A 14936-nucleotide genomic window follows, 5' to 3' on the forward strand; every position below is an offset into this window, starting at 1 on the left:
ATGAAGTTATCCTTTTGATAACTCAACAGTGAACTAACCTTTACTAGATTTCCTTAGAAAGGAGGTGATCCAGCCGCACCTTCCGATACGGCTACCTTGTTACGACTTCACCCCAGTTATCAGACCTGCCTTCGACGGCTCCTTCCTTGCGGTTAGGCCACCGGCTTCGGGCATTTCCGACTCCCATGGTGTGACGGGCGGTGTGTACAAGACCCGGGAACGTATTCACCGCAGCATTCTGATCTGCGATTACTAGCGATTCCAGCTTCATGTAGTCGAGTTGCAGACTACAATCCGAACTGGGACGTTATTTTTGGGATTTGCTCCACCTCGCGGTCTCGCTTCCCTTTGTTTACGCCATTGTAGCACGTGTGTAGCCCAAGTCATAAGGGGCATGATGATTTGACGTCATCCCCACCTTCCTCCAGGTTGTCCCTGGCAGTCTCCACAGAGTGCCCATCCGAAATGCTGGCTACTGGGGATAAGGGTTGCGCTCGTTGCGGGACTTAACCCAACATCTCACGACACGAGCTGACGACAACCATGCACCACCTGTCACCGGTGCCCCGAAGGGAAAACACATTACATGTTCTGTCACCGGGATGTCAAGACTTGGTAAGGTTCTTCGCGTTGCTTCGAATTAAACCACATGCTCCACCGCTTGTGCGGGTCCCCGTCAATTCCTTTGAGTTTCATTCTTGCGAACGTACTCCCCAGGTGGAATACTTATTGCGTTTGCTGCGGCACCGACAGGTCTTACCTGCCAACACCTAGTATTCATCGTTTACGGCGTGGACTACCAGGGTATCTAATCCTGTTTGCTCCCCACGCTTTCGAGCCTCAGCGTCAGTAGTCGTCCAGTAAGCCGCCTTCGCCACTGGTGTTCCTCCTAATATCTACGCATTTCACCGCTACACTAGGAATTCCACTTACCCCTCCGACACTCTAGTCCTACAGTTTCCAATGCAGTCCCGGGGTTGAGCCCCGGCCTTTCACATCAGACTTGCAGGACCGCCTACGCTCCCTTTACACCCAGTAAATCCGGATAACGCTTGCTCCATACGTATTACCGCGGCTGCTGGCACGTATTTAGCCGGAGCTTCTTAGTCAGGTACCGTCATTATCTTCCCTGCTGATAGAGCTTTACATACCGAAATACTTCATCGCTCACGCGGCGTCGCTGCATCAGGGTTTCCCCCATTGTGCAATATTCCCCACTGCTGCCTCCCGTAGGAGTCTGGGCCGTGTCTCAGTCCCAATGTGGCCGGTCGCCCTCTCAGGCCGGCTACTGATCGTCGCCTTGGTGGGCCGTTACCCCGCCAACAAGCTAATCAGACGCGGATCCATCTCACACCACCGGAGTTTTTCACACTGCACCATGCGGTGCTGTGCGCTTATGCGGTATTAGCAGTCGTTTCCAACTGTTATCCCCCTGTGTGAGGCAGGTTATCCACGCGTTACTCACCCGTCCGCCACTCAGTCACAGAACAATCATCCCCGAAGGAAATCAGGTAAAGTGCTTCGTTCGACTTGCATGTGTTAAGCACGCCGCCAGCGTTCATCCTGAGCCAGGATCAAACTCTCATAAAAAGTTTTTCCCGTTTCAGAATCAACTGGCTGATTTTAACCATTCATTAATTCCAAACGTTACTGTTTTAGGTTGCTTTGACTTTCGTCTCTGCTGTTCTCTCGAACTCATTTAAATCGCGAATTGCTTCGCTGTTCTCAATGAATCTTTCAAGGTTATTTCACTGTTCAGTTATCAAAGTTCTTTGTCTGTTGCCGTTCAGCAACTTTTATATCTTACCAGATGTTTAAGTGCTTGTCAACAACTTTTTTAACTTTATTTAAAAGTTATTTGTTTTTATCGTGTCACTCACGCGACAGCTTGTATATATTATCACAAGCCCATGCGCTTGTCAACAACTTTTTTCAATTTTATTTTTCACCCTCATTTTAAGGCAAAAAAATAACGGAGAAAGAGGGATTTGAACCCTCGCGCCGCGCGAACGACCTACACCCTTAGCAGGGGCGCCTCTTCAGCCTCTTGAGTATTTCTCCATATTTTTTTATAAAATTGATGCGCCGTAACGCTTTATCTACTATACAAAACTTTGTTCCGTTTGTCAATAGCTTTTTACAACTTTTTCATCACTTGTAAAACCAGTTATTTTTGAAGGCTCTGCATTTATAGAAATTCATAGAAAGAAACTATTTCCAAATGTCAATATTTCAAGTCGAACGCACGTGAGACTTGGTGCGTGATCCCACTGAAAGGTCGCAAATCGGCTGCGTTCATGAGCAAGTAGCAAAAGCGGATTGCGAATGTCTGCTTTCCCTATGCCTGAGACAAGCGCTCTTTTAAAAAAGTATTTCTCTTTGTAACCGTCACATTTCTGACCGCATAAGACAATGCCTTTCTGGTTCCTACGATAACCAGAACCTTTTTTGCACGGGTAATTCCTGTATAGATCAGATTGCGCTGCAACATTACATAGTGATTCATCAGAACAGGCATGACCACGATCGGATATTCGGAACCCTGCGCTTTATGTATCGTTGTCGCATAGGCATGCACCAGTTCATCCAGCTCCGATGCTTCATATTCTATGATATGCTGGTCAAAGTTTACTTTCAGCGTCCGTTCCTGCAGATCTACAGACTCTACTGTTCCAATATCTCCGTTAAAAATTTCTTTCTCATAATTATTTCGGATCTGCATGACTTTATCCCCAGTGCGAAACAGATATCCTCCCCGACGCAAACCGTCGCCCTGTGGATTCAAAGCTTCCTGAAGTGCAAGATTCAAATTCGCTGCTCCCACAATTCCTTTCTGCATCGGTGTCAGCACCTGAATATGATTCCAGGGCGTTTTGTAATAACGCGGAAGGTTGTTTTTTACCAGCCGGACAATTTCCTGCACCGCTTCCTCCGGATCTTCTTTTTCTATATAGAAGAAATCCGTATTTTTGCCATTGGAAATATCCGGAAATTTGCCTTCATTGATGGCGTGCGCATTCATGATGATCCTGCTGCTCTGTGCCTGTCTAAAAATCCGGGTCAGACGAACCACAGGAAATACACCGGAATCAATAATGTCACGCAATACATTTCCCGCCCCCACAGATGGGAGCTGGTCGATATCTCCCACCAGTATCAAACGCATCCCCTCCGGAATTGCTTTGAGCAGCGCATTCATCAGTATCATATCGATCATAGAACATTCATCAATGATCAGTACATCTCCATCCAGGGGATTATCCTCATTTTTCTGATATCCTTCCGGCGGTTTGCACTCCAACAAACGGTGGATTGTCTTTGCCTCTAATCCGGTTGCTTCTGTCATACGCTTGGCGGCACGACCTGTAGGTGCTGCCAACAGGATTTTTAATCCAAACGAACGGTAAGCAGCGATAATTCCCTGCGTTGTCGTGGTTTTTCCGGTTCCAGGTCCTCCCGTCAATACCATGACTTTGGAAACGGCTGCTTTTCGAATGGCATCTGCCTGAATCTCATCATATTCCATGTGTACTTTTTCCTGAATTTTACCGACATCAATGGACAGGCTTTCGTTTCCTGTCTTCTGCCGTGCATCCATCAGTGCATGCCAGAGCCGGTCTGCTGCCGGCGCCTGTGCCAGACGTTTTAATTTGCCTGCCACACCTGCTTCCGCATAATAAAATGCCGGCAGATATATAGCTTTCATTTCTGCCTGATCTGTTTTATAGTCTACCGTTTCACAGATCAGGTCTTTGTCCGCGATCATCTGATCCAAAGTCATTACGATACTGGATTCTTCCGCTTCCAGTAATTCTGCTGCCTTCGCGATCAACTGCTCCTGATATGCAAACACATGTCCCTCATCTGCCAGATTACTGAGTGTATACATAATACCACTGCGCAACCGGACATAAGCCTCCTTCGCAAAACCAAGCTTCTGTGCAATTCCATCTGCTGTCTTAAATCCAATACCCCAGATATCATCTGCCATCTGGAACGGATTTTCTTTCATTTTATCCAGACTTTCATTTCCGTACTGACGGTAAATTTTGGCTGCAAAAGAGGTACTGACGCCATGATCCTGCAAAAAAAGCATAACATTCTTGATCTCTTTCTGCCGTTCCCAGCTGTCCCGGATCATCTGGATTCGTTTTTTACCGATGCCGTCCACTTCCTGCAGCCGGGAAATATCCGTCTCAATCACTTCCAGCGTTTCTATGCCAAACTGTGCTACGATCTTTTTCGCATATTTCGGACCAACGCCCTTGATCAGACCGGAACCAAGATATTTTTCAATACCAAATACCGTCGCCGGAAGCGTTTCTTCCCAGCTCTCTGCAGCAAACTGTCTGCCGTAACGACTGTCCACTTTCCAATTTCCATAAATCAGCAATACAGAACCAACATTCACATCCAGCAGACTTCCGATGACTGTCACAAGTTCTTTGTAACTTTTTACGGCACATTTGAGGACCGTGTAGCCATTTTCCGGATTTTGATAAGTAATGCGTTCCACCACACCCCGGATTTTTACTGTAAAATGCTGAGGTCGCTGCTGAACCTCTACGTCTTCCGATGCCTTTTTTCTGGCTTCCTCCACACGCTTCTGATGTGCCTCACGCATCTCAGCCACCATGCACTCATACACTTTTTGGTTCATGTAACAGTCATTCAGTGCTCGATGCGCACCTTCCGATGAAATACCATAATGCTCCGCCAGATCCACCAGACGATGATGCTCCATCTTCGGCAAATGTTTTCGCGCCACCTGCAGCGTATCCACATAATTGTTCTGCGGAATTTCGCCAAAATACTGCTCGGCATCACGCCAGATGAACTTCATGTCAAACCGTGCAATATTATGTCCCACCAGAACAAGACCTTCCGCAAAATCCAGAAACTCTGCCAGAACATGCGAAAACGCCGGTGCCTCCGCAACCATCGCATTTGTGATTCCATTCACTTTCGTCGCTCCAAATGGAATCTTGCGGCCCGGGTTCACCAGCGTATTAAATTCATCCACTACTTCGCCACCTTTCACCTTCAGCGCCGAAATCTCAATCACTTCATCATAGTTCGGAGAGATTCCAGTCGTCTCAAGGTCAAAGATGACATAGTTTGGTGTGTATTTGTTGATCAAAGTTCCTTTCTGTGTGGACATGAGTATCACTACTTTCTATTCATTCTTTTTCGTATCTTATCATATCCCATTTTAAAGTACAATCATCAACAGTTTATCTCAGTCTGGAGTAACAAAATTTACTCATATCTCAGCGCATCAATTACTTCCATCTTTGCTGCTTTTTTCGCCGGATAAGATCCGAAGAACACACCGATCAGCATTGAGAAGCATACGGAAAGGATAATTGCTAATACAGACGGATGTACATTCATGATAATATAACCTGCATAATCGCTGTAGTAGCTGTTGATGACAAGCATCGCCACTTTTCCGAGGATAAATCCAAACAGGATTCCAATCAAAATTCCAATGATTCCACCAACGAGGCAAAGTACCACAGATTCGATCAGAAATTGCTGCTTGATGGCCTTATTTTTAGCACCCAGCGCTTTTCGAATACCGATTTCCTTTGTTCTTTCCGTGATAGACACCAGCATGATATTCATGACACCAACGCCACCAACGATCAGGGAAATGGCTGCGATAAAGGAAATTGCCACAGTTACTACATTAATGACCGTATTAATAATCCCCATATCCGAAGACATGTTGTACGTTGTGACCTGCCATTTTTCATTTTTCGCATATTTGTCTGCAAAAAAGCTCTGAATATCTGTTTCTGCCTGATTTTGATCTGCACCTGTTTTTAAAAGGACACTTACATACGTATAACCATTGGTCGCTTCACTATGGTTTAATTTATTTGCAGTTGTGGCGGGAATATACATAGTAGTGCTGCGGTCTTTTTCCGGAATCGTCGTATCTTGTTTACCAAAAATAGCAGCATTATATTCATACACACCTACTACTGTAAATTCATAAGAATAACCATCACTTCCACTGTAAATGATCTGCTGTCCGATAGGATCTTCACTGCCGAAATAATAGGATGCCATCGTATCTGATACAACGCATACACGTTTCTCCTTTTTCATATCCTGATTTGTCAGATTGCGTCCACGAAGAATATTAATTTTCATGTACTCCAGTTCTTCTTTTGTCGTTCCTGTTGCGTCCACATTCGCATATTTATCACTGTTTTTGTAAATCTGACCGCTGCCAAGATAAGCTGAAATACCAAAACCTGCGATTTCGTCCGGGTATGTTTCCTGTAATTCATCCAGCATATCCTGCGTAATATAATCATCTGCTGTCATCTTCGGATATTCCCAGTTTGACCAGTCCGCATCATCCTCCGGATAAATAGCATCCACACTGGCGCTGATACTGTTTCCACCAAGGGAGTTTAATGTAGCATTCAATGTTGATTTGATAGATGTTCCAATGGTCGTGATCGTGATAACCGCAGAAATACCGATGATGATTCCAAGCATAGTCAGCAGGGAACGCATTTTATTGGAAAGAAGGTTCTGAAAGGCTTCTTTGATATTCTCTATCAGCATAGCGTTCCCCCCTCTCCGATTTCTGGCTTATTGCATCCATCATTCATCTTATGATAACCTGACAAATCACAGCCTTTTTCTGTTTTTCTGCTATCAGATACGATCATACCATCATTTAATGTGACAATTCGCTCGGTCTCTGCAGCCAATTCCTTTGAATGAGTGATCAGTACGACTGTTTTTCCCTGTTCTTCATGAAGCTTGTGAAAAATATCCATGATCATATGACCGGTCTGGGAATCCAGCGCACCGGTCGGTTCATCTGCAAGGATAATGGAAGGATCATTGATCATCGCCCGGGCAATCGCAATTCTCTGCTTCTGTCCGCCGGACAACTCATTTGGACGGTGTGTGGCACGGTCTGCCATTCCCACCAGTTCCAACATCTGCATACCGATTTCTTTTGCATTTTTCGGACGGTGCTCACTGTACATCAAAGGCAAAGTTACATTTTTTAAGGCATTTGCTCTCGGAATCAGATTAAAGTTCTGAAACACAAAGCCAATTTTTTCATTCCGCATGACACTTCGCACGGTGTCATCCATGCTGTTGACATCCTCGCCTTCCAGAAAATAATTACCGGAAGTCTGGCGATCCAGAATACCCATAATATTCATCAGCGTACTTTTTCCGGAACCGGATTCTCCTACAATAGAAACAAATTCGCCCCGTTTGATATCAAGATTGATTCCGTGTAAAATCTCCAATTCATTCGGCTGACCAATGTAATATGTCTTCACGATCTGTTCCATGCGGATCATAATTTCATTTGACATGTATAAAAACCTCCATGATTAATCCGCAGTTACTTCAGAACTTACACTTGTAGAACCGCCATCTTCCGTTTCACTTACATCACTTCCTCTTTCTCCCTGGAAAGTATCTCCTTCGGATATAGAGTAATCCATGATAATGTAATCTCCTGCTTTCAGATCGCCACCGGTCACTTCTGTATAATAATTAATCTCATCACCAACTGTAATGTTTTTCTTTACAGCTGTATAAGTACCATCTTTATTTTCTTCTGCACAGAGAACGTAACTTTTGCCATCCTCATCCTGCTGCACCAGATCATACGGTACAGACAGCACATTTTCACGATCTGTCAGAACGATTTTTGCCTTTGCACTCATGCCACTGATCAGATCACACGGATCTAATTTAATCTGTACCGAAAATCCGCCGGTATTAGCTGCACCGGAAGTCTCCTTTCCGGTTTGTTCCGTCGTCGGCTGGGAAGCATTATATACTTTTACTACTTTGATGATCTCGCCATTGATTTCCTGATCATCCAACGCATCAGAAGTAATGATTGCTTTCATACCTTCCTGCAATTTCAGAATATCTTTTTCTGTTACACTTGCATTCACGATCATATCAGTATTATTTTCTACGGTTACTAACGTAGCATTTGCTGTATTTACATCACCGACAGAAACATTGACTGCAGTAACAATACCTTCACTTTTACTTGTGATCGTACAATCGTCCAGTTGTTTTTTCAGCTGATCCAACTGTGTCTGTGTATCACTGTCATCCGTCTGATTATATTTTGCAGATTCAATGCTGCTCTGGGCAGAGTAAATCGCATCATCTGTAGATGATTTTACACTGCTATAATTGTTTTTTGCTTCTTTGCGGGCACTGTCTGCAGATGTAAGATCACTTTTTGCACCGGAAAGCTGATCCTGAAGATTGGCAAGTTTTTCCTGAAGTGCTGCTTTTGTATCTTCATCGGATGCCGCATTTACCTGATCTGATACAGATTTAATCTGGTTATTTAATGAATTTACAGTATTTTGTGCTGCTGTATACGCAGCTTCCGCACTGTTGATACTGTCATTTGCCTGTGCCAGTTGATTTTTCTGATCTTCCCTGGCACGTTCAAGGGTTCGCTGATTCTGATTGCTTTCATTCTGCTTTAATGCAGCTGCATTTGACAGAGATTTTTCCAGCACATCAATCTGTTTCTGAATAGAATCTTTATCCAGAGTTGCGATTACATCGCCTTCTTTTACAACATCTCCAACCTGAACATTTACAGTTTTGATCTCAGTCGCAGCTGTAGAAGAATAATTGATCTTCGTCTCTCCACTTACCGTTCCTGTCAGAGATATAAAATCGGACAGGTCTCTTTTATCTACTTTTTCCAACTGTACAATGTTGGTCGCTTCTGCTACACTGTTTAACTTTCGTTTGGCTACGCCAACCAGCACAATAATTGCTGCTACAATGATAGCCAGCACGATCACCAGTTTTTTGTGTTTGAATTTTTTTTTCACCGTCAGTCCTCCTGTGTTTACCTAATGTAAGTGATGTTATTATATAAGATAAAACCTTGTAAAAAATGTATGAATTTCTTAATTTTTTATGAGAGTAACATCATTTTCTGTAAAGCGGACATTTACAATCCGCTTTCGCTACTTGCTCATGAACGCAGTCGCTTTGCTTATTCTGCGTTTAAATAACGTTTTATCAAAAAAGAACAAAAATATGGAAATGTACAAATTTTATCCTCAATTCCTATATTACTATCCGCCAATTTTATTCCCCAATAAATATCTCCATATGAATCACTAGATATTAACTGACGTAAAGATTTGGAACGATTATTATTCGCTTTTACTTCTACTGGCACCAATGCATCTTTTGTTCTGACAAAAAAATCTTCTTCTAACGTTCCGTTATCTTTTCTATAGTAATATAATCCTAATCCCTGCTTTACAAACGCCTCTGCCACAAAATTCTCATATAAAGCCCCTTTATAAACACCAAGATTTTTATTTGCACGTAAATCTTCCTGCGCTTCTTCGTCTAATGATGCAATCAAAAGACCTGTATCCGGATAATACAGCTTGAATTTTGAATCATCGTAATTTCCTTTCAATGGAAGTTCCGGATATGAAAGACAATAGCATGTTGTTATTACCCCAGCATCCACAAGCCATGTAATACATCCCATATATTCCCGGCTTCTTGCTTTTTTATCTATTTTACTCAACTGGAACTTTTTATTTTCCTTTGCAAGCTGTACCGGAACATTTCGATAAACACTTACAATTTTTGTCTGATCCAGCCCTTCCGCATATTTTCGAATATCTTCTTCATAATCTAATTGTATCTGCTTCTGTAGTTCCAAAGTACCTGAAAACGTATTTGTCTCTATATACAATTTTACAACTGCCGGCATTCCTCCCAGCACACAGTACTCCAAAAACAATTTTTTATATACAGACATTTCTGTTTCTGAAAATGGAATACCTGTCTTCATGTGCTTCAACATATCTTTAATATGTGCCTCCGAATATCCTTTTGCCCATAAAAATTCTTCAAAATCCATAGAATACATTTCATAATCTGTCTTGTATCCCACACTGTTACTATGGATTCTTCTGTAATTTATCCCTAACAAAGAACCACTACATATAACATCAAATCTCCCATCTATTTTAAAAGATTTCAATGCAGTTGCAACATCTGGATATTCCTGTAATTCATCAAAAATAATCAAAGTATCCCCTTCAATAAATTTCTTTGATGGATCTATCAGAGAAATATTTTTTATAATATCCTTAACACTATATCCGTCGCTCAGTATTGTCTTATATTTAGGCTCCAATGCAAAATTAATATTTACAACATTCTTATAATTATCCATTGCAAATTGATTAATAGACTCTGTTTTTCCAATCTGTCTTGCCCCTTTTATAATTAAAGGCAGTCTGTCCATGTTCTTTTTCCATTCCACCAAATAATTATCTATTTTTCGCTTTAAATACATTTCCATACCTCCTACTTTTTCACGTTTTTTTATACTTTTTTATATATTATATCACGTTTTTTAATATAAAATGTTTTGTTTTTTCACTTTTTACATTATGAGCATAAAAGTGGGATTTTTATCCCACGATATGCGAATAGCGGGAAGGATTGTGGGAGTACAAAGCACGGAACAATCCGTGTAATCAAGATTTAGGTGTTTTGACACCCAAATTTATCTATCAAAAAATCACACATACTCTGATGTTTCCTATCACTATTAGGTACTTATCAAAGCTATGTGTGATTTTTTTCTTTCACAATCTTCTAAATTAAAAAATTATGATCAATCTTTTACCGCAAATTCTTTGATGGCAGTTTCATACAGATTATTTCCCTCAGAGTCTACGACTACGATAACCGGGAAATCCTCGACTTCAATCTTGCGGATTGCCTCTGCACCAAGGTCCTCGTAGCATACAATCTCAGATTTTTTGATGCATTTTGAAAGCAATGCGCCTGCTCCGCCGATAGCTGCAAAGTAAACTGCTTTGTTTCGGATGACTGCATCAATGACTTCTTTGGTACGTTTTCCTTTTCCGATCATGGCTTTTTCCCCAAGATCCAGCAGACGCGGAGCGTATTTGTCCATACGGCTTGCGGTAGTCGGACCGGCAGAACCGATCGGCCGTCCTTCTCTGGCCGGAGACGGTCCCATATAATAAATGGTAGCGTCTTTGATATCAATCGGAAGTTCTTTTCCTGCGTTCAGCACTTCCATCAGACGTTTGTGTGCTGCATCTCTTGCCACGTAAAGTGTACCTGTGATATAAACGTAATCGCCGGCCTTTAAGTCAACAGTAATTTCTTCTGTAATCGGTGTATGTATATGTTTATCCATGATAATTTCCTCCTGTCCTACAGTTCTCTTACCGCATGTCTGTTGACATGGCAGCAGATATTGATTGCCACAGGAAGTCCTGCGATATGTGTCGGATAAGTATTAATATTTACTGCCAGCGCTGTAGTTGTACCACCGAGCCCACCCGGTCCGATGCCAAGCTTATTAATCCTAGTCAGCATTTCTTCTTCCAGATCTTTAACATATGGAATGTCGGAATGCTCGTTCACCGGTCTGGTCAGTGCCTGTTTTGCAAGCAGTGCACATTTTTCAAAGGTTCCTCCGATGCCGACACCGACAACCATTGGCGGACAGGCATTCGGACCTGCATCTTTGACGGCTGTCAAAATGGCATTTTTCACACCTTCGATACCGTCTGCCGGTTTCAGCATAAAGATACGGCTCATGTTCTCACTTCCGAATCCTTTCGGTGCGAGAGTTATTCTTACTTTATCACCCTGGACAATTTTTGTATGCAGAATTGCCGGTGTATTATCTTTTGTATTTTCACGGATCAACGGATCTTTTACTACGGATTTTCTCAGATATCCATCCACATAACCACGACGTACTCCTTCATTGACCGCTTCCTCAAAATCACCGCCCACAAAATGTACATCCTGTCCGATTTCCATAAAAATAACTGCCATTCCCGTATCCTGGCAGATTGGAATCATTTCTTTGTCTGCAATTTCCAGATTCTCCTGAAGCTGGTTCAAGATTTTTCTGCCAAGTTCAGATTTTTCTGTCTGAACAGCCTCTTTCATACATGCATCCATATCCGGGGACAGATAATGATTCGCCTGTATACACATTTCACTGATATTTTCGGTTAATTCCTTTACATTGATTTCTCTGATCATCTTTTTTACTCCTGCAGTTTTCTTTCAACAATGTCCTTGGAATCCCTGAAAAAAGAATTCCACGAATTTATTTCTGTACAAAAGTGAAAAACCATCCGCATTTCTGATGTTTTCACAGATATATTTATCATAGCTCAAACAAAAAGAAATGTGAATGTTTTTCTGATTATGTTATTAAGAAAATGTGCTAATAAACATGCTATATTTCACAGAATTTTCTTTCGACGACAGGCTATCTTCTCTCAGATACGGGCTACACCTGTCTCAATAGCAGCTTTTCTGACTGCTTCTGATACATTATGAAAAATATCCGGATCCAATGCATCCGGAACAATTTTTTCTGCACTAAGTTCCGCGTCTGGAAGTGTTTCTGCAATTGCCAACGCTGCTGCCATCTTCATTTCTTCATTAATCTCACTGGCTCTGACATCTAATGCTCCTCGAAAAATACCAGGAAATGCCATCACATTATTAATCTGATTCGGAAAATCACTCCTTCCAGTTCCTACAACAGCTGCTCCCGCTTTCCGTGCAAGATCTGGCATAATCTCAGGCGTTGGATTTGCCATTGCAAAGAAAATAGAATCTTTATTCATCGTACGCACCATATCTTCAGTGATGATATTCGGTGCAGAAACACCAACGAAAATATCTGCTCCCACCAATGCATCTGCCAGTGTTCCATGCTGTACCTCATGATTGGTACGTAAAGCCATCTCTGCTTGCGCCCAGTTTAATCTCTCATCATCTCTCGCCAGCATTCCACGAATATCACACATAATGATATTTTCAAAACCATAATTTAATAATAATTTTGTAATAGCAATTCCTGCTGCACCTGCTCCATTTACAACTACTTTACAGTTTTCTTTTTTCTTACCCGTTAATTTTAATGCATTAATGATACCAGCAAGCACAATAACTGCAGTTCCATGCTGATCATCATGAAATACAGGAATATCCAGTCTGTCTTTTAATTTTTCTTCAATTTCAAAACAACGCGGTGCTGAAATATCTTCCAGATTGATTCCACCAAAACTTCCTGCTATCTGTGCCACTGTCTCAACAATCGTATCTACATCTCTGGACTGTATACAAAGTGGAAATGCATCTACATCACCTAATTCTTTAAAAAGCAGACATTTTCCTTCCATAACCGGCATTCCTGCTTCCGGTCCGATATCTCCTAATCCCAGGACTGCTGTACCATCCGTTACAACTGCTACCAGATTATTTCTTCTGGTAAGCTCATAACTCTTTGTAATATCTTTCTGAATTTCCAGACAAGGTGCTGCCACTCCAGGTGTATACAATACAGAAAGATTTTCTTTCGTTTTCAATGCTGCACGTGATACTACTTCTATTTTTCCATTTAATTCATAATGTTTTTTTAAAGCAAGTTCATTAATATCCATAGTTTTCTCCCATTATCTCTACTGTATTTTTTTTCTAAGTATTTCTACTTCCTGACGGGCCATTTCCGGGCACTTTCCTATATACTCCATTGGATCCAGTAAGTCATGAATTTCTTCTGGAATAAGAACACAGTTTACACGTTTATCCTTACAAAGTTCCTCTTCAAAATTCTTTTTTTCTTTAAAAGAGCGAACTGCAATTTCATTTATGATATGATGAGCATGTTGTTTTCCAATTTTTTTTCCAAGTGCAAGCATGACATGCTCTGACTGTGTTAATCCCCCCAACAACGCTATATTCTCTTTCATTTTATCTGTATTTACCACCAGTGTCTCTAAAAGTTCATCTCCACGATCCAGAAGTTCTGCTGCATAAATACAAATCTCTTCCATCAATTTTCGTTCTCCGATAAAATGTTGCATATTTCGTTCATGATCCACTAACGAAAGTTCTGCGATCTGCGCGGAATGATAACGCAAATGTGTTGCTTTTGCCTGCATATGCTGTGTGCTGGTCGGATTCACTTTGTGTGGCATAGTGGATGATCCCACACGTCCTTCTCCCCAGTATTCAGACAACTCACCGAATTCCGTTCCCATCAATAAATATACTTCATTTGCGATTCTTGCCAGTGCACCACCTATATATGCCATATCATTCGCAAATTCCACATATCTGTCACGACATGCATGCCAACAAATATCTGGTACATTCAATTTTAATTTCTGTGCCATCAACCGCTGTATCTGTGCTCCGTTTTCTCCAAAAGAAACCATTGATCCAACAGCGCCGGATAATTGCAGCACAAGCACTCTTTCTTTACTTTCCTTGATTCTATCCAGACAACGGCCGAGTTCACCACCCCATACAGCTGCTTTATAACCAAATGTAATTGGCAATGCCTGAATATTATGTGTACGTCCCATCATAGGAGTGTCCGCATATTTTTCTGCCAGATTACATACAGATGTAAGGATGCTGCAAAGTTTTTCTTCTGTTCTTTCCAGCATTTCTTTTAAAGCCAATACCATTCCTGTATCAATAATATCCTGCGTCGTTGCGCCAAGATGAATATACTGTCCGCTTTCTTCTCCAGCTGCTTTTTCCAATAATCTGAGTAACGATACCATAGGATGACCGGTTTTTTCATATATTTCATTGTATTTTTCAAGTTCCAGACATTCCACTTTTGCATTCGCACTGATATCCTCAGCTGCTTTTTGTGGAATAATATCTAATGCTGCTTGTGCATTTGCCAGTGCTTTTTCTACCATTAACCAACGACTAAATAATCCTTTTTCAGATAATATTTCTTCTATTTCAGGTAATATTTTTCTCATGTTTCAAATTCCTCATAATATACATGTTCACTATGTATATCAAATTATATACTTAAAAATGTGTGTTTATTG

General features: G+C 41.6%; 9 protein-coding genes, 1 tRNA gene and 1 rRNA gene. All 11 read right to left on the minus strand.

Annotated elements, in window-relative coordinates; genetic code table 11:
• Nucleotides 1-57 precede the first annotated feature (57 nt).
• A 16S ribosomal RNA gene (locus tag ACIRUQ_RS13645) occupies nt 58-1590 on the minus strand.
• Nucleotides 1591-1973: 383 nt separating this feature from the next.
• Nucleotides 1974-2061, minus strand: a tRNA-Ser gene (locus ACIRUQ_RS13650).
• 277 nt (nt 2062-2338) lie between these two features.
• Complete coding sequence (locus ACIRUQ_RS13655; RefSeq protein ID WP_022035923.1) at nt 2339-5161, minus strand: ATP-dependent RecD-like DNA helicase; 2823 nt, start codon at nt 5159-5161, stop codon at nt 2339-2341.
• A gap of 98 nt (nt 5162-5259) precedes the next feature.
• A complete protein-coding gene (locus tag ACIRUQ_RS13660) occupies nt 5260-6585 on the minus strand; it encodes an ABC transporter permease (RefSeq protein ID WP_055290927.1) in 1326 nt (441 codons plus the stop codon).
• Nucleotides 6579-7361, minus strand: coding sequence for an ABC transporter ATP-binding protein (locus ACIRUQ_RS13665; protein ID WP_278286226.1), 783 nt, complete (start codon nt 7359-7361; stop codon nt 6579-6581). Before ACIRUQ_RS13665 ends, ACIRUQ_RS13660 begins: the two co-directional genes overlap by 7 nt.
• Before the next feature lie 18 nt (nt 7362-7379).
• Nucleotides 7380-8867, minus strand: coding sequence for an efflux RND transporter periplasmic adaptor subunit (locus ACIRUQ_RS13670; protein WP_055290925.1), 1488 nt, complete (start codon nt 8865-8867; stop codon nt 7380-7382).
• A gap of 167 nt (nt 8868-9034) precedes the next feature.
• Nucleotides 9035-10372 (minus strand): ATP-binding protein, encoded by a 1338-nt coding sequence (locus ACIRUQ_RS13675; RefSeq protein WP_404856500.1) that lies wholly within the window; start codon nt 10370-10372, stop codon nt 9035-9037.
• Between the two features lie 318 nt (nt 10373-10690).
• Complete coding sequence (locus tag ACIRUQ_RS13680) at nt 10691-11245, minus strand: Fe-S-containing hydro-lyase (RefSeq protein ID WP_055290920.1); 555 nt, start codon at nt 11243-11245, stop codon at nt 10691-10693.
• Nucleotides 11246-11262: 17 nt separating this feature from the next.
• Nucleotides 11263-12108, minus strand: coding sequence for a fumarate hydratase (locus tag ACIRUQ_RS13685; protein WP_055290917.1), 846 nt, complete (start codon nt 12106-12108; stop codon nt 11263-11265).
• 242 nt (nt 12109-12350) lie between these two features.
• Nucleotides 12351-13523 carry an NADP-dependent malic enzyme gene (locus ACIRUQ_RS13690; RefSeq protein WP_055290915.1) on the minus strand — a complete coding sequence of 391 codons (1173 nt, stop codon included), beginning with the start codon at nt 13521-13523 and terminating at the stop codon, nt 12351-12353.
• Nucleotides 13524-13541: 18 nt separating this feature from the next.
• Nucleotides 13542-14864 carry an adenylosuccinate lyase family protein gene (locus tag ACIRUQ_RS13695; protein WP_055290914.1) on the minus strand — a complete coding sequence of 441 codons (1323 nt, stop codon included), beginning with the start codon at nt 14862-14864 and terminating at the stop codon, nt 13542-13544.
• Nucleotides 14865-14936 lie beyond the last annotated feature (72 nt).

Origin of the sequence: Eubacterium ramulus (assembly GCF_045002895.1) — a bacterium.
Lineage (GTDB): Bacteria > Bacillota > Clostridia > Lachnospirales > Lachnospiraceae > Eubacterium_I > Eubacterium_I ramulus.

What these genes read in the sequence shown, in the direction of transcription:
- ACIRUQ_RS13690 (WP_055290915.1), bottom strand. Translation starts at nt 13,523, where the DNA reads ATGGATATTAATGAACTTGCTTTAAAAAAACATTATGAATTAAATGGA.
- ACIRUQ_RS13695 (WP_055290914.1), bottom strand. Translation starts at nt 14,864, where the DNA reads ATGAGAAAAATATTACCTGAAATAGAAGAAATATTATCTGAAAAAGGA.
- ACIRUQ_RS13675 (WP_404856500.1), bottom strand. Translation starts at nt 10,372, where the DNA reads ATGGAAATGTATTTAAAGCGAAAAATAGATAATTATTTGGTGGAATGG.
- ACIRUQ_RS13655 (WP_022035923.1), bottom strand. Translation starts at nt 5,161, where the DNA reads ATGTCCACACAGAAAGGAACTTTGATCAACAAATACACACCAAACTAT.
- ACIRUQ_RS13685 (WP_055290917.1), bottom strand. Translation starts at nt 12,108, where the DNA reads ATGATCAGAGAAATCAATGTAAAGGAATTAACCGAAAATATCAGTGAA.
- ACIRUQ_RS13665 (WP_278286226.1), bottom strand. Translation starts at nt 7,361, where the DNA reads ATGTCAAATGAAATTATGATCCGCATGGAACAGATCGTGAAGACATAT.
- ACIRUQ_RS13660 (WP_055290927.1), bottom strand. Translation starts at nt 6,585, where the DNA reads ATGCTGATAGAGAATATCAAAGAAGCCTTTCAGAACCTTCTTTCCAAT.
- ACIRUQ_RS13680 (WP_055290920.1), bottom strand. Translation starts at nt 11,245, where the DNA reads ATGGATAAACATATACATACACCGATTACAGAAGAAATTACTGTTGAC.